This is a genomic window from Paenibacillus sp. TC-CSREp1 (assembly GCF_050171015.1).
GTDB classification, from domain to species: domain Bacteria; phylum Bacillota; class Bacilli; order Paenibacillales; family Paenibacillaceae; genus Paenibacillus; species Paenibacillus silvae.
This window is the reverse complement of record NZ_JBNOKM010000038.1, coordinates 1-23647: the sequence shown is the minus strand read 5'-3', so window position 1 is coordinate 23647 and position 23647 is coordinate 1. Positions and strand designations below refer to the sequence as shown.

Genomic DNA, 23647 nt, shown 5'->3' with positions numbered 1-23647 from the left:
AATTACAGTTTTACAACTTCTTCTGCTTGAGGACCACGGTTTCCTTGTACAATTTTAAATTGCACGCGTTGACCTTCGTCCAGCGTTTTGAAGCCTTCGCCTGTAATAGCGCTGAAGTGTACGAATACATCTTCTCCGCCTTCAACTTCGATGAAACCGAAGCCTTTATCAGCGTTGAACCATTTTACTGTTCCGTTTTGCATGTGAATTACACCTCCAAATAAAAATTAACATGTTCCTTTGTTCTTTGCAGCAAGCAAATAAAAATTCACACATTGAAAAAGGTACCAGTCATAAAATATAAGTGATCGCCCTTTACAATATGTGAATTAGGTTTTCCACTCTGCTCTGTACAACTTAATTCTTAGTATAACGCTAATCCACATAAAAAGCAAACCTTTGTATTTTCTTTTCAAACAGCTTTGGAAATACATGTTTATTAAAATTTTTAGAAAAACGTTCAATAATATGGCCACCGACGGCAGTTAAGGAAACGCGGTCTTATGAAAGGATATGCAGTTCCATTCCAACTTATACATGGTTTGCAAAAATGTTCTGTTATTGCATATCCAACATAACCAAACACCATCTGGAGGCATCAACAAATTCCATGCAATAGATGCACTAGGTCCATGCCCACATAAAAGCATCGCGGTCCCAGGCTACACGCCCGCCGTGAAGCTTGCGAAATGCCTTTTTCACCTCTTTGGACAAGGAGGCATTGCCATTTTCGTTAACAAAAACAAACTGTTCCCCAAAATTTGCTCTAACATATTCTATAGCTGCCTCCTGCCGAAGCGTGCCTGTGAACTTAATCTCGCCAACCATCCATTCAGCAACATCCTGAGCTGTCTTTTCCATCATTTCACCTGCCGTTCATCTGTATAGAGGGTCGTCATGCTTGTCTCGCATGGATCCCATCCTACTGAGTATAACACGACAACAGAAGAGACAGGAAAATCAGGAGATGATCAAGCTGCGGAAGATGAAAACAAAGCTCGGCCGATGATGAATGCTCTTTCAGAACGATATGATAGGCGCTCCTTCAGAACGATTTAATGCAACGTTAGGGAGTGTTCCCCGTACAAGATACACAGAATATAATACCGGGCAGAGCAAAACATGAACCTTTAGCAATGTACGGAGCCAATGGTTATGCTGCCTACAGTAAAGGATTAACCATCTAAAAGTAACAAAAAAGAGACTTATGCATGTCCATTTTCCCATAAAATCAGGTATGGCTTATCCCTTTAAGTGTCCATTATAGTATTACTTAAGATTTAAACCATTGAAGGGGCGCTGTCTTTAAATAGCGTCTATTATATAAAGCTCGGTTAACATGTGTTAAACAGCATATTAGGTCAGGGAGGATTTTATGAAAGCATTCTTTCAACGCTGGGGACATTTGCTGGCTATTCTGTGCATACCACTGCAAGGCTCCATTTACATGTTTCTAGGCAGTCAAGCAGGAGACGATGTCTTCTATAATTATGCCTGGATTGACACACAGATTCCGTTCATTAAAGAATTTATTATTCCGTACGTCAGCTGGATGCCGATTCTGTATCTAGGCTTTCTCTATCTGGGTCTTACAAACAAATCACTGTACTGGCGCACACTTCTTATGTATAACGTCGGGGTAATGGCTGCCAATGTTTGTTTTGTCGTGTTCCCTTCGTACGTTCCTCGCCCGGAAGTAAGTGGAACAGATATCAGCAGTATGCTCGTGCAATTTATCTATGCGAATGATGCACCAGTGAACTGCTTTCCAAGTGTTCACTGTCTTACAAGCTACTTGTTATTTATTATTCTCAACCGACATTTGAATGCCAAACCTTCAGTACGAATCATCGGGTCGGTCTGGTTGTGGCTCATTATTGCTTCTACGGTATTTGTGAAACAGCATTCTCTGCTTGACGTTGTAGGGGGCATTATGTTTGCGGAAGCAGCCTACTGGACTGTGCATGTTTTTGCCAAACGTCTGGGGCACGCTCGAGAGAAAAGCAAGCAGCCACTCAGAGCAACGCAGCAGCCAAGTCGAAATGCTTAGCATACAATCAGAGAGGGCCGCGGCCCTCTTTTTTTGTTATCCATGTATACACACATCGTTCAGACTACAGGCGGACGTTCCTGCAGCAGATCAGAGGGTGGACTGCCCATAAGGCGTTTGAATACACGGTAAAAATAAGAAAGGTCTCGATAACCGAGAAACTCGGCAATCTCCTGAATGGAAAGCTGCGACTCGGTGAGCAGGTACAGTGCCCTTTTCATCCGCTGATCATGAACGTATTGGCTAATCGTCTGATTCGTTATGCTTTTGAACAATGCAGCCGCATAGTTGGGAGACTTGCCGATCTCATCACCCAGTTCTTCCTTCGTTACTTTTTCCCGATAATGCTGTTCAATGTAACGTTTCATTCGCTCCACATACCGATGCCTCTCCGGCGAAATCACTCCGCGATCCAGCTCCCGATTAATATAAATCAGCACTTCCATCAATAAGGCCTGGCTCATCATGACATAATAAGAAGGCCGTTCTTCCCATTGTTGCTGGATGGATTTCATTCGTTGATGAAGAAGCTCGTAACAGCCTGGTCTGTGCCACAAGGCATGATGCTGTTCGAGCGCAGGTAGTCCTCCTGCCTCATCCTGCTTCAATAAAATAACGATTTGCGTATGCGTAACGGTGGGAATGCTTTTGCCGTAATACGGTACCCCGCCCGGAATAAGCAGCAATTCCCCCTTCTGCATGATCTGTTTATCACCGTTCACCCAATATACACATTTTCCATAGGTAACCAGACTAAGACGCCAAATTCCTTGTGGCTGCGCGGTTTCTTCATACCAGCCAACACCATTAATATGAACGACTTCAAGTGGAGTAACCATATAACACCTCGTTATCGGACTATACTCCAATCATTGTACTATAGTTCATATCTTGATTCGACAGAAAACGCTACAATGAACACATAAGCACCAAATATGAGGAGGATATCAGCATGTTGAAAACCAAAATTATCTGTACCATGGGACCTGCTTGTGACTCAATCGAAACGTTAAAAGTAATGATTCAGGAAGGCATGACCGTGGCCCGTTTGAACATGGCTCATGGAGAGCTGGAGGATCACGTAAACCGGATTAACAATATTCGTACAGCAGCTGCTGAACTAAACAAATATGTACCGATCATGATGGATATTAAAGGTCCGGAGGTCCGTATCGGTAAATTGAAAGAGGCTTCCGTTCACCTTCAAGCCGGGAAAGAGCTGACGCTGACAACCGAGGATGTTCTTGGTGACGTGGACCGCATCGCTGTTAACTATCCTGAATTGAATCTGGTCGTTAAGCCGGGAGATCGCATCCTTATTGACGACGGTCTGGTAGATCTGACGGTATTGTCTGTTGAAGGTTCGGAGATTCACTGTAAAATCATCAGCGGCGGCATCTTGAAACCACGTAAAGGTGTCAATCTGCCAGGAATCAAAACGACACTGCCAGGCGTAACGGAACGCGACGTTATGCACATTGGATTCGGTATCGAGAACAATATCGAGATTATCGCAGCTTCCTTCGTTCGTAAAGGGGATGACATCCGTGAAATCCGCAGCATTTTGAAAGAACGCGGACAGGAGCATGTACAGATCATCTCCAAGATCGAGAACGAGGAAGGCATGACCAACCTTGACGATATCATTGAAGCATCCGACGGGATCATGGTTGCACGTGGCGACCTCGGGGTAGAAGTGCCAATCGAAGATGTACCTATGATGCAAAAGGAAATGATCGATAAATGTAACAAAGCCGGCAAGCCCGTTATCGTTGCTACACATATGCTGGAATCCATGCAAGTAAACCCGCGCCCAACACGTTCTGAAGTAAGTGACGTGGCCAATGCCGTGCTGCAAGGTGCAGACGTGGTCATGCTGTCGGGTGAATCTGCTGCTGGTAAATATCCGATTGAATCCGTGCGTACGATGGCTGCCGTTGCACGCCGTGCGGAAACAATGATTGACTACAAAGAGCAATTCGATCAAAAATCAGCACAGCAAGTGGCTGATATTACCGAAGTCATCAGTCAAGGGGCAGTAAGCTCTTCCCTTGTGCTGAATGCAAAAGCAATTATCACTTCAACAGAGAGCGGCTTCACGGCCCGCATGATCTCGAAATATCGTCCAAAAGCTCCGATTATTGCTGTAACTCAGCATGAGGAGGTTCTGGCGAAAATCTGCCTGCTCTCCGGCGTTATTCCGGTTATGGGTGATAAAGTGACAACAACGGATGAAATGTTCGAATCTGCAACACGCAACGCAATTAAAACAGGTTACATTGAAAAAGGGGACATCATCGTATTGTCTGCCGGTGTACCGATCGGCCAATCCGGTAACACAAACCTGATTAAAATCCTGCAAGTATAATACGCATCGCGCTTACAAAATAGGATGAACTTAAAAAATCCACCAGGATGATTGAATCCCGGTGGATTTTTTGAATCGTTCTACAGGTTGCGCGAATAGTTCACCAGATCCTGTGACATATTATTGATCTCGTCCATCGAAGCATTCACCTGCTGTGTCAGTGCTGCCTGGTTCTGAGTCAATGTGGACATGTTACCGATATGCTGTAAAATATGGTCAATCAGCGTTTTCATCTTCTGCATGCTGTCTTCAATGTTAACTGTGGCCTCTGAGCTATGATCGGCCAGCTTCCTCACTTCACCTGCTACTACGCCAAATCCCAGACCCAGTTCACCTGCACGCGCAGCTTCAATGGCTGCATTCAAGCCGAGCAAATTCGTCTGACTGGCAATTTCACGGATAAACGCAGTTATGTTTTTCGTTTCTTCTACACTATCCCGCACCTGTGTTGCCGCATCAGCGGACAACTCCTGGGCGTTAACCAGTTCTTGTGCCTGATCCGTAATCGAGTTAATGCCGCGCACCATCTCTTCGATGGACTCGGACAACTGTTTCGTTTTCAAATTCATTGATTCAACGATCTCTTCTTTATTCTTCTGGTGAGTAACATCGCGAATCGTTCCTGCTACACGCAGCGGTACTCCGTTCTCGTCACGGATGGTTTCGCCTCCGGCGTGATACCAGCGATATTCCCCATTTTTGCGCTGCAAACGATAATCGAGATCATACGGCGTTCTGCCGCTATAGTCATTCATATGTTTGGCAAAATCGTTGATTACGCGATCGTGATCTTCTGGATGTAGTCGGCTGCTCCAGCTGCTAAATACGTTAGGAAAATCTTCTTCATTATTAAATCCGAGCTCTTTCCGGAATTGCGGCGACCACCAGAATTCATTGTCGGGATTCACCACGTCTCCGGCAACCACCGTCATATCCCATGGTGCCTCTACGAGCGCACGATTAACCAGGTCATAACGCGTTACGAGCGCTTCGAGTTCATCGGACTTGCGCTTCTCCTCATGGATGTCAAACATTACACCAATCAATTTGATAGGTTTACCGGAAGCATCTTTCATGAGTCGGCCAAGGCATCTGAACCAGCGTTCCTCTCCACTCTTCATAATCATACGACTTACCGCATTATACCCCACTTTATCGCTCGGATCATTTACATGTTTGATAATTTCCTGCGTTAAATGAGGTCGGTCCTCCGGATGGACCGATTTAGTCCAGCTCTCGTACACATTCGGGAAATCTTTTGGATTGCTGTAACCAAGCATCTCGCGAAACTCATCCGAGAATGAAATGACATTATTGTGATCCAGCGGATCACCCGCAACAATCTCCGATTCCCACATACCCACATGTAATGCCTGATTGAGCATGGTAAGACGCATATGTATAGCCTCACGCTGTGACTGCATTAATTGCACAGCTTGCTGGAAGTTTTTCAGAATTTCATTATCCGCTTGAACAAGATTGCCATTCTCGCCTGTCCACGATAAACCCTTCTTGGCGTTCTCCAGTAAATTACGGCTGTACTCCAATAACTGTTGGTTTGAATCCACACGACTAGATTTGGTTGCTTCGTTACGTTTCAGAAACATCTCGATATCCCCTCTTAAATAAGGTATTTTAATATGTATTTCGACATGATAAGACAATAAGTGTAGGGCTTAAGTCACAAATAATAAAAAAAAACGCAAACTGCCGCTCCATAAGCGAAAATTTACGTTGTTAAATGATTTTTCCAATTTTAAAGGGAAGGCTATTGTTGCAAGAATACAACCGGCTGCTACCACCCAAAGTTTATCGTCTTTCCCGTCTCAACCCACGTCTTGATACTACTCAGAATCATCCACCAGCTATTCTGTGCATTTGCGAAGGAAGGATGATTTTCAGTGAATTCGTCATTCGTAAGTGTCAGCTTGGTGCATTCTCCAACAGTCTCTAGCTGGAAGAGCACCCTTGATTGAAGATCCGCATGATTGGCATGATACGAAGGTCCAGGATGTTCACGGTAACCTAACCTGGACAGTGGTTCAAATTCAAGAATCTCCCCGTATACATGGACCGTTTCCGATCCATCATTCCCCGGCCCGACATAGGCAAATGGCTGTCCAGGCTGAAAGTTGGATCGAAGCTCACTGCCAAAGAAGCTGCTGCGCGTGCCCTCAGGAGAAATCAGGGCATTCCATACTTCGTCTCTTCCTGCATTGATATAAAATTCATATTTTAATACCACATCGGTTCACTCCTTTTATCTCACTATAGTAACTTCTTCATTTCTATCCTATCGTTATACCCAAACCATGTATTGTAAAAACGCGACAACAACGGATTATCCTTTATAATTAAAGGTAAAGAACTATATAAGTTGAACTATTTATTTACATGTGAACGGAGAGGACGCAGGGATGAAAGAGACAAACCAGCAGATAACTCCCTCTTTGGGAATTCTTCATCTGGATCAGGGACAACTGCAATATCAGCTGACACGTCTGCTCCCAGCCGATGAACTTAAACCTTTTGTCAGACATTATTGGATGGTTTCCTGGAATCTTGAAGGCAGTGAATCATATCCTCAGCATGTGGTGCCCAATCCCTGTGTCAATCTGGTGGTTGAGCGAAACAAAACCTTTTTCTTCGGGCCTTCTGATCGGAAATTCACTTACTCTATTCACGGTAAAGGTCTTGTGTTCGGTGTAAAGTTTAAACCGGGAGGATTCTATCCCTTTCTTCAAGCTCCCGTTTCTACACTCTATGGAAAACCGCTGGAGGTATCCAGTCTGCTAGGCGTTAGCGCTGCGTCGCTTGAAGAGGTATTGCTGGGGGATATCCCGATTGAACAGAAGGTTAAGCATATGGACCAGGTGCTGTCCGCATGTCTTCCTGCGGAGGATCGGGAAGCGAACTTGATCCATAACATCGTACAGCACATCGAGCAGAATCGAGATATATTGAGAGTAGACGAGCTATCCACACGCTTCAATCTGCACACACGCAAGCTCCAGCGTTTATTTAGTCAGTATGTAGGCCTCAGCCCCAAAACCGTAATTCAATTATATCGACTTCAAAATGCGGCCGAATGCATAGAACAAGGTTTAACCTGTGATTTAAGCCAGTTATCGCAGGACCTAGGGTACCACGATCAATCCCATTTTATTAAAGACTTCAAATCCGTTATTGGCAGCACACCTGAAGAATACATGCAAGGGTCTGAATCTGTTCCATCTGATAAAGGCAGAAGCCGTCTGGAATGACGATCCATGCAAAATATACCTGTCGGGATACTAAGGCAGGCGTATGACTTCAATGGTGTCACCTGTGTTAATGACACCCTCACGTTCAACTGAACAGACAATACCGCGTTTTTTGCGTGCGGCTGGCACGAATTTTTTGCGCAAACCCTCCAGCCCATAAACCTGTTCAATCACTTTTCCCGGATGTACGCAGGGCAGGTTCTCTCCTTCACAGATCAGCCCTGTTCCATCTGGAAACAGAAGGCGTGTGCCCGCGGGCAGCTCCGTCAATCGCTCTACGCCTCGAACCAGGATGTTGGCTCCAAGCCACTCGGGGCGAACCTCTGGAATATTCATCTTCTCGGCAATCAAAGCACACTCTTCCTCGGAGACAATGCTGATCTGCCTGCGATTAGCTATCATTGTCCCGCGTTTGTAGATTTTCTGACGGGAATCGGCCGGTCTTAACAAACCGTAGTGTCGATCCCCCGGAATTCCGGCGAGTTCAATATCAATGAAGGGCACAACCCTTGTCTCAAATGTGGATGGATCATCAGCCAGCAGAACAAATTGAACAGTTCCCATAGTATACCCTCCCCTTCTGTGTCCGATATGGCTTGTATTTGGCTACAATAATTACTTACCCCATGTATGAACCTTTGACAATCTGCAGAACCTGATAGAACTATCATCCCCATTCTATGCGGTAGAAATGACTGACAATTATGATTCAATTGCATGATACACTATTTAATTGTGAAAAATTAATTTGACCCTTTCTACCTGTATGCTAATCTTATATAATAGGTACGTTAGTAAATTCAATTACATAATAGAAAGCAGGGTGTTTCTTTTGATCGGAACAATCTTTGTTGCTCTTGTAGCCATTGAACACATCTATATTATGATTATGGAGATGTTCATGTGGACTCGTCCACGCACAATGAAAACGTTTGGCACAACTCCGGAGTTTGCCAGCTCCACCAAAGCTCTCGCAGCAAACCAGGGTTTGTATAACGGCTTTCTTGCCGCCGGTTTGATCTGGGGACTTGTCTATCCGGATGCCAGTGTAGGGCTGCATATTCAAATTTTCTTCTTGGCTTGTGTCATTATCGCCGCTCTCTACGGTGGAGTAACCTCTTCACGCTCCATTATTATCAAGCAGGGATTGCCTGCAATCATCGCTCTTCTGCTTGTATTGTTCCTGTAACTTCCGGAGAGCAGTGGCGACCTGCGACTTTACGTCTCTGATATGATAAGGTATGAAGGATAACATATCTATCACCAGATGAATCTGGAAGCAGGAAGGAGAACAGAACATGGGACTGTTTGATAAGCTGCGTCGACGCAAAAAGGAGAACGTTGAATCCGTCGCTGCGGCCCAGCGAACAGATCATAGTCAGACCATTGTCGGATTTGTGCTGCTGGAACGGGAAGACTGTGATTTTGAGCTTTTTATCCGCAACATGGAGAGGGAATGGAATATTCAGATTGAAGAACGTGCTGAGGAAGGCAATCTCTTCTTTGAAGTTGACGGGATGCAGGTCGTGTGTGCTCACATCGCTGCTCCTGTTCCGAATCAGGAGGTTGAAGAGAATGCCAGGTTAAATATCCTCTGGCCTGAAGCCGAGCAGGTGACATCGAGGCATCAATCTCAGATCATCGTCTCTGTACTAAATGCAGCGGATGCAATTGAAGGGCATGCCCTCTTTACCCGAACCGCCTCGGCACTGTTACAGCTCGATCATGCGCTCGCAATCTATATGTCCCCTCTTGTTGTTGAAGCAGGAAAGTATGTAGAAGTGAGTCGCGGTCTTAAAGACGGTGAACTGCCTGTCCCGCTCTGGGTGTTCATCGGCCTGTATCAGAACGAAGCGGGTGCTTCCGCATATACATACGGCCTGTGCAACTTCGGTAAAGATGAGATGGAGATCATTGGTTCGTCAAAGCCGTTAAGTGATGTGTTCGAAATGATGTTTATGACTACAACCTACGTCGTGGAGAATAATGTGACCTTGCATGATGGGGAAACCCTCGGATTCACAGAGCAACAGAAGCTGAGCATTACTCGCTCCAAGGGCATCGCTACTGAAGGAGACAGCTTGAAGATTGGCTTGTAGCCTCCCTTTTGGTGCGCTCTGGCATTAAGATTGATACGTATAATGACCTTAGATAAGAGCCGTTCAGGAATTTATTCCTGGGCGGCTTTTTGCAATAGGCATTCCACTTGTGTTTGCAATCCAACATACATGATGCATCTGAGAGAGACCCTTCATTTACCTGTATTTTACTCATATATAATCATGTAGTCCATAAGAACTACAATCATGTGAAATCCATGTTCATTCAGTGTAGAAGATAGTATAATTAATAGGCTAATAGACTTATATAATACATAAACTTATGAATGAGGAGCTGCTTATATGTCAGTCAGACGTTTAGATTCAACGAAACCGATTATTGAGATTACTTGGGAAGGGATCGTGTCACCAGATCAGGTTGAAGAAGTCAATGCGCAGGTCGAGAAAATGGCTCCACAACTGGGGAACTCATTTGATGTGCTGGTCAATATGATACATATGAAAGCTTTCCCACAGGATACCAAGGAGAAAATTGTCGAGCATCAAAAACTTCTCAAAGACCTCGGCATGAAACGGGCGAGTGTAGCTGTCGGCGGAGCCATAGCCAAGATGCAGCTTCATCGCATCTCGAAGGAATCAGAACATCAGACTGAATTTCAATGGGAAACGTATGATGAGGCATTGGCATTTTTACTGAATTAATTACGCGGCTTGGTCCCGCGATACTCCTATAACACATTAAGGGTGTTTCCTTCTGGAAGCACCCCTTTTTTATTGCCATGATCTTTACCCCGATTTCAAAACTTTTTAAGAATGGTATGGAAACATACTATACATTTTGAATGAATATTGTCGATATATTTCATATGCTAGGCCAGGGGGCGAAAAGGCGGTAAAAGATGCACTTCAGTAGGTTTCAAGACACGCCCTAGTAGAGATAGAACAGCATTAAGCGAATTTCAACATTTCAACACATTCAGGGTCGGAAAACGCAGAGGGTGAGAGGAGCTCTGCCAGTATGACACGAGTTTCATTCACCAGAGAATTAACACACTAGGAGGAAATTTAGATGAAGCTCAAACCCAAATTAATGGCAATGTTTCTGGCCGCTGTGCTAATTACTGCACTGCCTCTTGCCCTTCTTGGTCTATATCAGACAGAAAATCAAGCCACTCGCAATGTTGAATCTCTTCTTAATGGATTAATGACGTCCGCGACCAACCAATTAGAAGGATGGATTGACAGCAATGCCAAGGTTGTTGAGACCTTAGGCTTTGTCATTGAGCAAGCGGTGCCTGAAGGCACGCTTACCGAAGATTATTTTAAAATTATGAACATGGGCAATAACCAACAGAATTTATCCGATTTGTATTTCGGCTCCGAAAAGGACGGCGCCTTTATGAATGGATCGGATTGGACACCAGACGCTGGCTATGATCCACGTAAACGTCCATGGTATGAACAAGCCAAACAATCCAATGCTTTAATATTCACTGATCCTTATCAGGATATGATGACTCAAAAGTATGCTGTATCCATGGCGATGCCAGTACACAACAAGCAAGGTGATCTGGAGGGTGTCGTTTCCGGCGTTCTTTTACTGTCGACATTAACGGATACGGTAGAAAAAATAAATTTGAACGGACTCGGATACTCTTTCTTAATAGATAGAAACGGGCTGCTCTTGGCTCATCCTGATGCTAAACTCGTAAACACTTCTGCTAAAGAAAATTCCGAATTAAGCCCGATGCTGGCAGATATGCAAAGCAATGCTTCAGGCCAGCGATCGTTCCATTATAATGGCGAAGACTACCTGTTGTTTTACAAACAGATTCCGAGTACAGGCTGGGTGATTGGTTCTGTTATCTCAGAGAAACTCGCATACGCCGAATTTTACCAGTTACGTAATAATTACATTCTCATCATTGGTGTAACACTGCTGGCTGTACTGGCCGGGGCTTACTGGGTTGCTGCTCTGTTCATCAAACCGTTGAAGCAGCTGCACCAAACCTCCATACAAATGTCTGAGGGTGACTTCACGGGACGAGTGAAGGCTAGGGGCAAGGATGAATTTGCCGAACTGGGCAGCGCATTTAATCAGATGTCTGATCAACTCGGCACACTGCTGCGTCAAGTTACCGGCTCGGCTGAACGAGTCCTCACGGTCTCGGAAGAAATGCAGGAGCATACCGATAACACCAAACGCATCGCAGAGCAGATTTCGATTGCAACAGACGAGCTGGCTCAAGGATCCAGTGCGCAGGCTGAATCCGTCTACAATGGTTCAGGGCGCTTGGCAGAAATGAGCGATAGCGTTAGTGGTATTAACGACAGTGTCGAGCAATCTGTTGTCATGATGCGCGAAGCAGGAGAAGCTATGCTGGCGGGTCTGCAAGCTGTTGAGCACCAGGTTGAGCTTGCCGATGGCAACCGCCATTCAATGGATCGGGTGGGAGAATCCATTACGCTGCTGACAGACAAATCGCAGAAAATCGAGGGTATTGTCGCTATGATTCAGGGCATTGCTTCCCAGACCAATCTGCTGGCGCTGAACGCATCTATTGAAGCGGCACGGGCGGGAGAACACGGACGCGGCTTTGCTGTTGTAGCTGAGGAAGTTCGCAAGCTCGCGGAACAGTCGGCCGACTCGGCCAAAGAAATTATCGTGCTGCTTGAGGAAATTCAGACAGCCAGCGGCCTGAGCGTAGGTGAAGTTCATGCTGCAGAACAGGGAATGGAACAGCAGGTCGCTGCTGTGCACGAGATGCGTGAGTCCTTTGTTCGAATCAAGCAGTCTATCGACGGGATCGAGAAACAGCTGCAGCAAGTATCCTCTGCGACTACAGAGCTGGACGACAATGCAGGCAAAGTGGCCGAGATCATCTCCAGCGTTGCCGCTATGTCGGAGCAGAGCGCCGCTTCTACGGAGGAGGTAGCTTCATCTACCCAGGAGCAATTCAATTACATCACCAGCATCGCTGAACGTTCGAATGAACTAGCGGAGCAATCGAAGGCACTTGCAGCCGAGGTGAAGAAGTTTAAAGTGTAGCTGCACTCTGACGGGTTATGCAACTGCAACAACCTGCAAGAAAGCGCAGTAATAGGATACAAGGCCCGATGTATTCCGAATGAAATGCACCAAAATGATATGTCAGAAGTACGCAGAGTACCATACAAATAGACCTCAACTTCCACCATGTGGTGAGCTGAGGTCTATTTGCTATGCTTACTTGCCCTGAACTGCTGGTGCTTGGCCTGCCGAATCACGAACAACCAGCTCTGGCTTGAGCACAATTTTCTGCGCAGCTGTCTGTTCGTCCTGTAGTCCGTCCTTGAGTTCGTCAATAAGCAGATCCACTGCGTGGCGCCCCAAATCCTCTATGGGCTGGGCAACCGTTGTCAGCGGCGGATTCGTTACGGAAGCGAGAATAGTGTTATCAAATCCGATAATGGATACATCATGCGGCACACGCAGACCTAATTCCTTGGCCGCCTGGAGTGCACCAATCGCCTGGATATCATTACAGCAGAAGAGGCCAGTGGGATAGTTCTGCTCACCGAGCAGTCTTAGCGCCTCTTGTTTGGCTGAAGCGAGATCTGCTGCCGATTCGCGAATCTGAATTGGCTCCAGCAGATGTCCTGCCTTGTTAAGAGCCTCGCGGAAACCGCGCACACGCTCCTGACTGCTGCTGACTTTGGACGGCTCTGACAGGACTGCCAGGCGTGTGTGCCCCAGTTCCAGCAGATGCTGTGCAGCCAAAGAGCCGCCCAGCCTATCGTCAATGGTAACGGTATGCACCGACAGAGCAGGCATATGGCGAGCAATCAACGCAACAGGCATGGATTGCTGCAGCAACGGTGACAGAATCTCGGCGTTATCGATCCCGGTTCCGATCATCATGCCATCGACTCTTTTTTGCTGCAGCAGATTGAGGTACCGCTCTACCCGCTCGTCCTTGTTATCTGTACTGCAGATGACTACGCTATACCCCAGCTGGCGGCTGCGATCCTCCACGGCCCGGGCAAGCTCAGCAAAATAAGGATTGGATATATCGGGTACAAGCAAACCCAGTGTGTACGTCTGCTTGCCAGTCAGGGCAGCAGCAATCGCACTCGGCTGATAGTGCAGGCGTTCCATAATCTCCATAATCTCGGCGCGGCGTTTCTCGCTGATCTTGCCTTTGCCGTTAATGACCTGCGAGACGGTAGCAATGGATACCCCCGCCTCGCGTGCTATATCGTAAATGGTTGCTTTCATCGTTTTTCCCCATTTGTGCTATATATAAATTCATTATACATAGATGATTATTCTCTTCTTATTATGAAGGGGGAATACTGCTTACGCAATGTGAAGACGAAATTACTTATTAATTTTACTTTACCCTTTACTTTTTGAACAACCACTCATGATCAGGATCATTATGGAATTTCCATGTCCGGGTTGGTCCTGCCATCACATTCAGATAATACACCTCATACCCTGGAGGCGCACCTACGGGATGATATCCGTTCGGCACAAGCACCACTTCACCGTTCTTCACAGCCAGTGTCTCATCTACAGAGCGGTCATCGGTATAGACACGTTGAATCGCAAAGCCCTGCTCCGGCTGTACACGGAAATAATACGTTTCCTCCAACAACGATTCATCCGGGAGTGCATCCCGATCATGTTTATGAGGAGGATAGCTTGACCAGTGACCGTCCGGTGTGAACACTTCAACGACCAGCAGGCTGTCTGCTTCTTTTTGCTCAGGTAAAATGTTATGAATGTGCCGCTCCAGGTTGCCGTAACCGCGGCCTTCCACGCCCACATCCTCGGGTGCAATCAGACGCGAAGGATAGGTGCCTTTCCCCGGTGCAGCACAGATTGCGATCTCCAGATCGGTAAGTGCGGTAACCTGCACCTGATCTGATGTGGAGACATAGACCGAGTACGGCGGAATCTTCTCAAAAACACTCATTCGTTTCCCGATGTTCTCCCATTTCTGTTCACACGTGCTCACATTCGCAAGTCCACTCAAAAGCACGATACAGAGCTCCTGATCGCCACTCTCCCGGCTCAGTTTCTCCCCAGCTGCAAGCTTCGCCACCTGAAATCCGACATATTCCCAGCCAGCAGACTCTGGAGTTACGGTTAACACTGTTCCATCTGCCTCCGGGTTCACGGCCGGTTTAACGATAAGTTCTGACATGCTGTGATCCACTCCTTCCGCATTCATCTATTACTTGGTGGTGCTTGTTCTCGAGTAATCATATTATCCAACGAATTACATCCAACGGACGAATTGCTCATTACTTTAACCCGAGACATGATATCATCCATATCGTTATTTACGAGATGCTACAGCACTGCGGATTGCGAGCCCTGCAATGCACCTTGGACTTCGCTCATCTTCACGGGTCTTCCCAGCTCCACAGACAGCTTGGCTGCCAGGGCGATTCGCTCAGCCTGTACCGCATCATTTCCGTCCACAGTTACCGGTTTATCCTGAATAATCGCATCAATGAACAGAGCTGTCTCCTGCACATAAGCTTCGTTGTAACGTTCAAGGAAGAAGTGCAGCGGTTTATCACGCATCAGTCCAGCCGCTGTGCTGATCTGTGCCGTATTCGGATGGTCATTATCCGCCGCCACACTGCCTAGCGAGCCGAACACTTCGACACGCTGATCATATCCGTACACAGCCTGACGGCTGTTATCAATCACGCCAATCGCTCCATTAGCAAATGTCAGCGTCACAATGGCCGTATCCACATCGCCATGCTCTGCGAATACCGGATTAATGAGCACCTTGCCTTTGGCGTATACTTCTTCTACTTCACTTCCTGACAAATAACGGGCCATATCGAAATCGTGGATCATCATATCCATGAAAATCCCACCAGATACCCGAATGTACTCCGCTGGCGGCGGGCTCGGGTCACGGGAAGTAATCTTGAGTATATGCGGATCACCGATGGTGCCCTCCAGCACATGTGACCGTACTCTTCTGAAATTGTGGTCAAAACGACGGTTAAATCCGATCTGGAGCTTCACGCCCGCCTTCGCTACAGCGGCTACAGCCGCTTCCGTCCGGGACAAGTCCATGCTGACCGGCTTCTCACAGAAAATATGCTTGCCCGCTTGAGCCGCTTGCTCAATCAGAGGCACATGTGTATCGGTTGAGGAACAGATTAACACCGCATCAATATTCGGCATTGCAATCAGCTCGCTGCTGTCCTTGGTTACTACCGAAATGCCGCGTTCGGATGCCCATGCCTCCAGTTCAGGACCTGCAAACAGATCACTGATGGCTACGATCTCCGCCTGCGGATGACGCAGCAGGTTGTCCGCATGAATTTTACCGATTCGTCCGGCCCCGATGATACCAATTCTTACTTTTTCCTTGCCCATTCCGTTATCCTCCCTATATGCGTCCCTATGGTGTTGATGAGCTGAGCTCTCGCTCAGCCCCTACATGTACACACTGTTTTCTTCTTAAATAACTACCAGCGTGTGGTTACCATTTTTTTGCGTGTGTAGAACTCAACACCATCGGTGCCGTTAGCGTGCAAATCTCCATAGAATGATTTCTTCCAGCCGGAGAATGGGAAGAAGGCCATCGGTGCCGGAACGCCCAGGTTAATACCAAGCATACCCGCGTCGATTGTTTCACGGAACTGGCGCATATTCGCACCGCTGCGAGTGAACAGACATGCCCCGTTGGCAAAGTCCGAACGGTTTGCCAGTTCAACGGCTTCCTCCAATGTCTCTACTCTTGCCACCGAAAGCACAGGAGCAAAGATCTCATCTTTCCAGATTTTCATCGTGCTATCTACATGATCGAAGACCGTCGGCCCTACGAAATAACCGGAACCGTCAGTAGCCTGATCCTTCCGTCCATCCCGAATCAATGCTGCGCCTTCCTGCTCGCCTGATTCGATGTAACCCAGTGTGCGCTCTTTGTGAGGACCACGAATGACTGGGCCAAGGAACACACCTTCGTCCATACCGTTACCAATGTTGATGCGATCCGCAGCTTCGACCAGCTTCTGTACGAGGGCATCTGCCACATCACCAACAGCAACGACCACGGAGCAAGCCATGCAGCGCTCACCCGCTGATCCAAAGGCTGCACTGGTAATCTCCTTAACGGTCAGATCGAGATCAGCATCCGGCATAACGATGGAGTGGTTTTTCGCTCCAGCCAGTGCCTGAACACGTTTGCCATTAGCAGATGCTGTTTTATACACATATTCCGCAACAGGCTGTGAGCCAACAAAGGAAATCGCTGCGACTTCTTTATGCTCAAGCAATCCGTTAACTACATCATGTGCACCGTGCACAATGTTAAGCACACCATCCGGCAGCCCTGCTTCCTTGAAAAGCTCTGCCAAACGTCCTGCCAGCAGCGGTGTACGCTCAGACGGCTTCAGAACAAAGGTGTTGCCGCAAGCAATCGCCAGCGGGAACATCCAGCAAGGTACCATCATCGGGAAGTTGAACGGGGTTATTCCGCCGATTACGCCAATCGGATAACGGAACATGCCTGATTCCAGCCCTGTAGCGATATCAGGCAGTTGCTTACCCATCATGAGGTTCGGCGCACCTGCTGCGAACTCCACGCACTCAATGCCGCGCAGTACCTCTCCATACGCCTCGGCGTAGCTTTTACCATTTTCCAATGTGACCAATCTCGCCAGCTCTTCCCAGTTCTCCACCAGCAATTGCTGATAGCGGAACAGAATGCGAGCACGACGAGGAACCGGTGTGCTGCTCCATGACTTGAATGCCTCGCGTGCAGTCTGCACGGCCAAGTCCACATCAGCCTGCTCGGACAACGGCACGTATGCAATAATCTCCTCTGTAGCCGGGTTTACTACCGGTTCAGTCCGGGTTGTTGATGGGGCTACCCAAGCTCCCCCGATCCAGTTTTGTACATTCGTCACTGCTGCAGACGCTTCTGTTGTCCCTTTTCCCATGTGTGCTGTCTCCCCTCGTTTATGTGCTTCTTATGCGCTTCATGCACGTTTCTTGTGCCTCTTCCTATCCATTGTTCTTCGCCAGATCACTCAATCTATCATATGTGCCGCTTAGGACGGAATAATCTCGCCCCGGTCGCAGCGTTCGATGTAGTCATTCACTTGTTCAACGGTTGGCATCGCATCCGAGCAGCTGTGGCTGGAGATGACGATACTTGCCGCTGCACTTCCATAACTCATACTGCGCTCGATCGTCCAGCCCTGCATCAAACCATAGAGGAATCCTGCGGCGTAGGAGTCGCCTGCGCCAAACGTTTTGACCACACGAGCAGGGTAACTGTTTGCCCGATGCGACAGGCCTTCGCGTGTATAGGCAATGGAGCCTTCCTTGCCGTGCTTGATCACCACAATATTGGCTGAAAAATCAAACCATTTCTGAGCTGTCACCTGATCACTATGCTCCGGGTTGTGCTCGAATGTCTCCATCATATCGAATTCTTCCCGTGTACCCAGGATGATATCGCACTTCTCGGCAGCGAGGTTATAGTAGACCGCAGTCTCTTCATCCGAAGTCCATGTGTATGGACGATAGTCCAGGTCAAACACAATGACGGTACCATGTTTTTTGGCATAGGTCAGGGCTTGAAGAACCGCTTCCCGGGAAGGGCTCTGTGCCAGAGCTGTACCGGAGATCAGCAATACTTTGGAATCCGCAATCAGCTGTTCCTGTACCTCGCTTGCCTGTAATAACAGATCGGCCACGTTGTCGCGATACATCAGAATGCTGCAGTCTGTCGGACTCTTGATTTCTGTAAAAGCAAGACCGGTTACTGCGCCCGTGTTGTCCGTCACTACATTGGAGGTATCGATCCCGTTCTTCTCCAGATAACTTTGGATGAAGCGGCCCATCTGGTCACCTGCAATTTTGCCGATAAAAGCAGTCTCCATCCCGAGTCTGGACATCCCGATCGTAATATTCGCCGGAGAACCACCCACATATTTGGTGAACGTCATCGTCTCTTCCATCGGGCGGTTAATTTCATTGGCATTCAAGTCGATACACAAGCGGCCAATAGCCGTGAAATCCTTTTTCCTTGAGGCCGGAAAGGATACGTAAGTCATCGTGTGAGAGCCCCTTTCTATCGTGAAATTGTATATAAGTTAATTACTTGTCTTTAAACGCGCTGGTACAGAGACTCCATGTAGCTCAGAGAACGCTTCGCATACTCATACGGATTGTGAATCGCCGGGTCCTGTTCTCCTTCGAGCATCGCCCAGCCATCATAACCGCGAGTGATCAGCTCTTGCAGAATGGGTTCAAAATCAATGCATCCATCTCCCGGTACGGTGAACACGCCTCTTCGAATGCAGCCAACAAAATCCGATTGTTCTGCTCGCGCCTGGTCAAGCACATCCGGACGGATATCTTTCAGATGAATATAGGCAATCCGGTCATAGTGTTTACGCAACACTTCAAGCGGGTCAGCTCCGCCATAATAGGCATGGCCTGTATCAAAGAGCAAATACACCAGTGAAGGGTCTGTCAGCTCCATCAAACGATCAATTTCCTCCGGCTGTTCAACTACCGTGCCCCCGTGATGGTGATAGGTGAGCTTCAAACCATACTCCTGAGCGATAGCTCCCGCCTGATTCAAACCTTCAGCAAGAACATGCCATTCGGCATCGCTGAGTCTAAGCACTTCTTTTTCATTCGGTGTCCGTCTTGGATCAAAATGAAGCGACCCGCCTACTTCCGCAGTGCTTATCACCTTGCTGCCCATGGATTGCAGAAACTCCGCATGTCTGCGATAGTCATCCAGTTCTGCCTGGCGATATGCCGGATCAGAGAACAGCACGGATTTCCACTGAGAGATCAGATTAATGTTTCGCTTGCTCAACTCCTCACGCAAGGTTGCTGGATCAGTCGGATACTTGCGGCCCATCTCTGTACCCGTCAATCCCAGACGCTGAATATCATCGAGAATCTGGGCACAAGTGGTGTCATCACCATGCTCCTTCACATCTTCGCCGACCCAGTTGATCGGATGAATCCCAAGCTGAAATGGCAGCTTGCTCATGGTTTCACGGCTCCTTTGGTTGGTCATCTTAATAACACGATCTGTGTAATCAATCATTATGTCATGAAAAATAAATTCAATGGATGAATATATGAAATCCGTTTAAACAAGTTTTGCTTTGCCGCGATTTGTTTTCATCGCCTCATGAGCACGAACTACTTTTTCCTCCACAGATACCTCAGGTACACCGACATTCCACCATGATTCATATCCGCTTGTGTTGGTTCCCGGTACTACTGGAATTTCAATCAAGGTTGTTACGGTTTCATTCTTAGCATCACGGATTGCCTGCTCCAGCTGCTCGGCGGTTTCTGCTCGATATGCTTTGGCTCCCATACTGCGTGCGTGAGCTGCAAAATCCATTGGCATATAGTCTCCGGTCAAACGGCCACTTTCTGCCTCACGGTAACGGAACTCGTTCCCAAACCCGTCACTGCCGTGTTCGCGCTGTAAATTATGAATGCATTGGAATCCATTGTTATTAAACAGGAGGATCGTCATTTTTTTCTGTTCCTGCAGGCTTGTCACCAGCTCGGAATGCAGCATCAGGTAACTGCCGTCACCTACCATGGCGTACACTTCACGCTCCGGCTCTGCAAGTGCTGCGCCGAATGCCCCGCTAACCTCGTATCCCATACATGAGAAACCATATTCCATATGGTAGGTCTTAGGTTCAGCCGCACGCCACAGGCGATGCAGATCACCTGGAAGGCTTCCCGCCGCACAGACAATGACTGAAGATGGATCAATTGTACGGTTTACGATGCCAACTGCTGTCGTCTGTGCAAGACCAGCTTCATGCTGCACAGCGTACAGCCGATCTACTTCCGCAGTCCATTGATCACGCAGCTCCGCTACCTCAGATGACCCGTAGCCAGTGTGATACTGTTTGGCCAGTAATCCCTTCTGCAATGCTTGTAATCCCTCACGAGCGTCTGCAAGGATCGCTTCTCCGCCCAACTTGGCAGCATCCATGCTATTCAAGTTGATGTTAATAAATTTCACTTCCGCATGTTGAAAAGCTGCATGCGACGCCGTAGTAAAATCGGAAAATCTTGTGCCTACGCCGATCACTACATCCGCTTCTTTAGCCAAACGATTGGCTGCCAGAGAACCCGTTACCCCGATAGCTCCCACGTTAAGCGGGTGATCCCAGGCTACTGCACTCTTTCCGGCCTGCGTTTCAGCCATTGGAATACCGAAAGTCTCAGCAAATTCAATCAATTGAGCAGATGCCTGGGAGTACAGTACCCCGCCACCAGCAACAAGCAATGGCTTTTTGCCGCGAGCAATCTCATCTACTGCCCGTTCAATCGCTGCTGGCACAGGGGGTCTGCGATCAAGATAATGCACCTTGCGGGCAAAAAATGATTCAGGATAATCATAGGCTTCTGCCTGAACGTCTTGAGGCAATGCCAGGGTTACAGCACCTGTTTCAGCCGGGTCTGTAAGCACACGCATCGCATTTGCAGCAGCAACCATCAGCTGTTCTGGACGAACGATACGATCCCAGTATTTGCTGACCGCCTTGAACGGGTCCGTAGCAGAAATCGTATAGTCACTGCTTACTTCAAGCTGCTGCAGCACCGGATCTGGTTCACGTGTAGCAAAGTTGTCCCCAGGAAGAAGCAATACCGGAATCCGGTTCACTGTTGCTGTCGCTGCAGCTGTAATCATATTCAATGCACCTGGTCCAATGGACGTTGTACATGCATAGATTTGTTTACGGTTCTTCTGTTTGGCGTAAGCTGCTGCTGTATGCACCATGCCCTGTTCATTTTTCCCCTGCATATATGTGAGGCTTCCAGGACTGCGCTCCAGTGCTTCTCCAATCCCTGTCACGTTACCGTGTCCGAATATTCCGATAATGCCTTTAACAAATTTGGTTTCTACCCCGTCTACTGAAATATATTGCTGATCCAGATACCGAAGCAGAGCCTGAGCCATCGTTAGTCGAATCGTTGTCATGATATGATCGCCATCCTTTCCTTTACGGGTTAAGCGCTTAATCTACGTTAAGTTTAAGCGCCTTACCCCTAAAGGTTAAGCGCTTAATTCATATGGTATTACAGGCTGAGCATTTTCGCAAGCTATTTTTGTAAGCGTTTTATTAAAATTAGAGATGATTTCAGTAAAATAAGGGGTATAAAGGGGGCTAACGATAAGTTGAGATCGATGGTTGAATGTTTTTTTGTTAGTAGATGAATGTATCGTGTCAGGTAGGTTGGAGGAACACAGGGGAGGGAATTTAGTCCATGAACTATGGAAATAACGCTGCTTCTATGCAAAAAAAAGAGACGGCATCAGCTGTCTCTTCCTTCTCGATATATAAAGCGGGTGATGGGAATCGAACCCACGCTATTAGCTTGGAAGGCTAAAGTTCTACCATTGAACTACACCCGCATAAAACAAAAAATCGGGATGACACGATTTGAACATGCGACCCCCTGGTCCCAAACCAGGTGCTCTACCAAGCTGAGCTACATCCCGTTATATATACCGGCGAGAGGACTCGAACCTCCACGGTTTCCCACTCGATTTTGAGTCGAGCGCGTCTGCCATTCCGCCACGCCGGCATAGTTATTGTTTTAGTGAAAATAATGGCGCGCCCTGAGAGATTCGAACTCCCGGCCTTTTGATTCGTAGTCAAACGCTCTATCCAGCTGAGCTAAGGGCGCAAAATTTGGAGCGGAAGACGGGAATCGAACCCGCGACCCTCGCCTTGGCAAGGCGATGCTCTACCGCTGAGCCACTTCCGCAAATAAAGGATGCGCGTGGAGGGACTTGAACCCCCACGTCAAAGACGCTAGATCCTAAGTCTAGTGCGTCTGCCAATTCCGCCACACGCGCATATAATAAAAGTGAGTCATGAAGGATTCGAACCTTCGACACCCTGATTAAAAGTCAGGTGCTCTACCAACTGAGCTAATGACTCATAATAAAACTGGTGGAGGATGATGGATTCGAACCACCGAACCCGTACGGGAGCAGATTTACAGTCTGATGCGTTTGGCCACTTCGCTAATCCTCCATAAAAGTGGTGCCGGCGAGAGGACTTGAACCCCCAACCTACTGATTACAAGTCAGTTGCTCTACCAGTTGAGCTACACCGGCGTATCAAATTGTTATATTCATGGTGGCTCGGGACGGAATCGAACCGCCGACACGAGGATTTTCAGTCCTCTGCTCTACCGACTGAGCTACCGAGCCATATTTAGGATTCTCATCCCTGATGCTTGTAAAGATGGCGGAACCGACGGGATACTCTCACTTCGTTCGAGACTGCGAAGCAGATGCTCTCGAAGTGAATGCTCCGACGAACCCGAAACCCGGATTCTCATCCCTGAAGCATATAAGAATGGCGGAACCGACGGGATTCGAACCCGCGATCTCCTGCGTGACAGGCAGGCATGTTAGGCCAACTACACCACGGTTCCAGATCACTTTCCGTGAAGAAAGCCTCAATTGCGGGGGCAGGATTTGAACCTGCGGCCTTCGGGTTATGAGCCCGACGAGCTACCGGGCTGCTCCACCCCGCGTCGTTATAAAAAGTATATGGTGGAGGCTGAGGGGATCGAACCCCCGACCCTCTGCTTGTAAGGCAGATGCTCTCCCAGCTGAGCTAAGCCTCCATCTTTGGGATTCTCATCCCTTCTTAAAGCAATTGGTATTGCTATGACCCGTAGGGGATACTCTCACTTCGTTCGAGACTGCGAAGCTGTACCTAACGATGCAAATCCTCCGACGAACCTTTGGGGTTCTCACCCATTCTTGTAGCAATAGATATTGCTATGACCCGTAGGGGATTCGAACCCCTGTTACCTCCGTGAAAGGGAGGTGTCTTAACCCCTTGACCAACGGGCCTT

The 23647-nt window shown here is 47.8% G+C and carries 20 protein-coding genes and 14 tRNA genes; 7 read left to right on the top strand and 27 right to left on the bottom strand.

Annotated features, from left to right (window positions below):
* Positions 1–2 precede the first annotated feature (2 nt).
* Together ACQSGY_RS30135 and ACQSGY_RS30130 are read right to left on the bottom strand one after the other, a co-directional pair.
* Positions 3–203, bottom strand: a complete 201-nt coding sequence (locus ACQSGY_RS30135; protein ID WP_024633772.1) for a cold-shock protein — start codon at positions 201–203, stop codon at positions 3–5.
* 421 nt (positions 204–624) lie between these two features.
* Positions 625–861 carry a DUF6953 family protein gene (locus ACQSGY_RS30130; RefSeq protein ID WP_145406728.1) on the bottom strand — a complete coding sequence of 79 codons (237 nt, stop codon included), beginning with the start codon at positions 859–861 and terminating at the stop codon, positions 625–627.
* A 514-nt stretch (positions 862–1375) separates the two neighbouring features.
* On the opposite strand from ACQSGY_RS30130, the gene ACQSGY_RS30125 reads away from it, so the two are divergent.
* Positions 1376–2050: a phosphatase PAP2 family protein gene (locus ACQSGY_RS30125; protein ID WP_216520770.1), complete on the top strand. Its 675-nt coding sequence runs from the start codon at positions 1376–1378 to the stop codon at positions 2048–2050.
* A 59-nt stretch (positions 2051–2109) separates the two neighbouring features.
* Here the strand turns inward: ACQSGY_RS30125 and ACQSGY_RS30120 are convergent, their stop codons facing one another.
* Positions 2110–2889 carry a helix-turn-helix transcriptional regulator gene (locus ACQSGY_RS30120; RefSeq protein WP_216520768.1) on the bottom strand — a complete coding sequence of 260 codons (780 nt, stop codon included), beginning with the start codon at positions 2887–2889 and terminating at the stop codon, positions 2110–2112.
* A 113-nt stretch (positions 2890–3002) separates the two neighbouring features.
* On the opposite strand from ACQSGY_RS30120, the gene pyk reads away from it, so the two are divergent.
* Positions 3003–4418 carry a pyruvate kinase gene (gene pyk, locus ACQSGY_RS30115; protein ID WP_216520766.1) on the top strand — a complete coding sequence of 472 codons (1416 nt, stop codon included), beginning with the start codon at positions 3003–3005 and terminating at the stop codon, positions 4416–4418.
* 80 nt (positions 4419–4498) lie between these two features.
* Here the strand turns inward: pyk and ACQSGY_RS30110 are convergent, their stop codons facing one another.
* Together ACQSGY_RS30110 and ACQSGY_RS30105 are read right to left on the bottom strand one after the other, a co-directional pair.
* Positions 4499–6025 carry a methyl-accepting chemotaxis protein gene (locus tag ACQSGY_RS30110; protein WP_427182283.1) on the bottom strand — a complete coding sequence of 509 codons (1527 nt, stop codon included), beginning with the start codon at positions 6023–6025 and terminating at the stop codon, positions 4499–4501.
* A gap of 188 nt (positions 6026–6213) precedes the next feature.
* A complete protein-coding gene (locus ACQSGY_RS30105) occupies positions 6214–6663 on the bottom strand; it encodes an SRPBCC family protein (protein WP_289376089.1) in 450 nt (149 codons plus the stop codon).
* Positions 6664–6835: 172 nt separating this feature from the next.
* Between ACQSGY_RS30105 and ACQSGY_RS30100 the strand changes: the two genes are divergently transcribed.
* On the top strand, positions 6836–7681 hold the full coding sequence (locus ACQSGY_RS30100; RefSeq protein WP_427182281.1) for an AraC family transcriptional regulator: 846 nt from the start codon (positions 6836–6838) through the stop codon (positions 7679–7681).
* 30 nt (positions 7682–7711) lie between these two features.
* On the opposite strand, the gene ACQSGY_RS30095 is transcribed toward ACQSGY_RS30100, so the two are convergent.
* Complete coding sequence (locus ACQSGY_RS30095) at positions 7712–8245, bottom strand: MOSC domain-containing protein (protein WP_145406716.1); 534 nt, start codon at positions 8243–8245, stop codon at positions 7712–7714.
* A 268-nt stretch (positions 8246–8513) separates the two neighbouring features.
* Here ACQSGY_RS30095 and ACQSGY_RS30090 point away from each other — a divergent pair, with 268 nt between their 5' ends.
* From ACQSGY_RS30090 to ACQSGY_RS30075, 4 genes are all read left to right on the top strand, one after another.
* Positions 8514–8870, top strand: coding sequence for a DUF1304 domain-containing protein (locus ACQSGY_RS30090; RefSeq protein WP_260410997.1), 357 nt, complete (start codon positions 8514–8516; stop codon positions 8868–8870).
* Between the two features lie 109 nt (positions 8871–8979).
* A complete protein-coding gene (locus ACQSGY_RS30085; protein ID WP_427182278.1) occupies positions 8980–9780 on the top strand; it encodes a DUF4261 domain-containing protein in 801 nt (266 codons plus the stop codon).
* Positions 9781–10083: 303 nt separating this feature from the next.
* Positions 10084–10443 (top strand): hypothetical protein, encoded by a 360-nt coding sequence (locus tag ACQSGY_RS30080; RefSeq protein WP_427182277.1) that lies wholly within the window; start codon positions 10084–10086, stop codon positions 10441–10443.
* A 367-nt stretch (positions 10444–10810) separates the two neighbouring features.
* Complete coding sequence (locus tag ACQSGY_RS30075) at positions 10811–12790, top strand: methyl-accepting chemotaxis protein (protein WP_427182276.1); 1980 nt, start codon at positions 10811–10813, stop codon at positions 12788–12790.
* Between the two features lie 177 nt (positions 12791–12967).
* On the opposite strand, the gene ACQSGY_RS30070 is transcribed toward ACQSGY_RS30075, so the two are convergent.
* The 21 genes from ACQSGY_RS30070 to ACQSGY_RS29970 form a co-directional block, all read right to left on the bottom strand.
* Positions 12968–13999, bottom strand: a complete 1032-nt coding sequence (locus tag ACQSGY_RS30070; protein ID WP_427182274.1) for a LacI family DNA-binding transcriptional regulator — start codon at positions 13997–13999, stop codon at positions 12968–12970.
* A gap of 127 nt (positions 14000–14126) precedes the next feature.
* A complete protein-coding gene (gene iolB, locus ACQSGY_RS30065; RefSeq protein WP_427182273.1) occupies positions 14127–14933 on the bottom strand; it encodes a 5-deoxy-glucuronate isomerase in 807 nt (268 codons plus the stop codon).
* 149 nt (positions 14934–15082) lie between these two features.
* On the bottom strand, positions 15083–16135 hold the full coding sequence (iolG, locus tag ACQSGY_RS30060; protein WP_427182272.1) for an inositol 2-dehydrogenase: 1053 nt from the start codon (positions 16133–16135) through the stop codon (positions 15083–15085).
* A 92-nt stretch (positions 16136–16227) separates the two neighbouring features.
* Positions 16228–17703 carry a CoA-acylating methylmalonate-semialdehyde dehydrogenase gene (locus ACQSGY_RS30055; protein ID WP_216520752.1) on the bottom strand — a complete coding sequence of 492 codons (1476 nt, stop codon included), beginning with the start codon at positions 17701–17703 and terminating at the stop codon, positions 16228–16230.
* Positions 17704–17814: 111 nt separating this feature from the next.
* Positions 17815–18825, bottom strand: coding sequence for a 5-dehydro-2-deoxygluconokinase (iolC, locus tag ACQSGY_RS30050; RefSeq protein ID WP_184191415.1), 1011 nt, complete (start codon positions 18823–18825; stop codon positions 17815–17817).
* A gap of 53 nt (positions 18826–18878) precedes the next feature.
* Complete coding sequence (gene iolE, locus ACQSGY_RS30045; RefSeq protein WP_427182269.1) at positions 18879–19781, bottom strand: myo-inosose-2 dehydratase; 903 nt, start codon at positions 19779–19781, stop codon at positions 18879–18881.
* 102 nt (positions 19782–19883) lie between these two features.
* Entirely contained in the window at positions 19884–21749 is a 1866-nt protein-coding gene (gene iolD / locus ACQSGY_RS30040; RefSeq protein WP_427182267.1) for a 3D-(3,5/4)-trihydroxycyclohexane-1,2-dione acylhydrolase (decyclizing), read from the bottom strand.
* A 364-nt stretch (positions 21750–22113) separates the two neighbouring features.
* A tRNA-Gly gene (locus ACQSGY_RS30035) sits at positions 22114–22184 on the bottom strand.
* A 13-nt stretch (positions 22185–22197) separates the two neighbouring features.
* Positions 22198–22271, bottom strand: a tRNA-Pro gene (locus tag ACQSGY_RS30030).
* Between the two features lie 7 nt (positions 22272–22278).
* Positions 22279–22357, bottom strand: a tRNA-Leu gene (locus ACQSGY_RS30025).
* Positions 22358–22382: 25 nt separating this feature from the next.
* Positions 22383–22459 (bottom strand) — tRNA-Arg (locus ACQSGY_RS30020).
* A 6-nt stretch (positions 22460–22465) separates the two neighbouring features.
* A tRNA-Gly gene (locus tag ACQSGY_RS30015) sits at positions 22466–22540 on the bottom strand.
* A 10-nt stretch (positions 22541–22550) separates the two neighbouring features.
* Positions 22551–22631: transfer RNA gene (locus ACQSGY_RS30010), tRNA-Leu, on the bottom strand.
* Between the two features lie 12 nt (positions 22632–22643).
* A tRNA-Lys gene (locus ACQSGY_RS30005) sits at positions 22644–22716 on the bottom strand.
* A 10-nt stretch (positions 22717–22726) separates the two neighbouring features.
* Positions 22727–22812 (bottom strand) — tRNA-Tyr (locus ACQSGY_RS30000).
* Between the two features lie 7 nt (positions 22813–22819).
* Positions 22820–22895, bottom strand: a tRNA-Thr gene (locus ACQSGY_RS29995).
* Between the two features lie 20 nt (positions 22896–22915).
* Positions 22916–22991 (bottom strand) — tRNA-Phe (locus tag ACQSGY_RS29990).
* Between the two features lie 149 nt (positions 22992–23140).
* Positions 23141–23218 (bottom strand) — tRNA-Asp (locus tag ACQSGY_RS29985).
* A gap of 28 nt (positions 23219–23246) precedes the next feature.
* A tRNA-Met gene (locus ACQSGY_RS29980) sits at positions 23247–23320 on the bottom strand.
* A 17-nt stretch (positions 23321–23337) separates the two neighbouring features.
* Positions 23338–23413, bottom strand: a tRNA-Val gene (locus ACQSGY_RS29975).
* A 160-nt stretch (positions 23414–23573) separates the two neighbouring features.
* Positions 23574–23645: transfer RNA gene (locus ACQSGY_RS29970), tRNA-Glu, on the bottom strand.
* Positions 23646–23647: the final 2 nt, after the last annotated feature.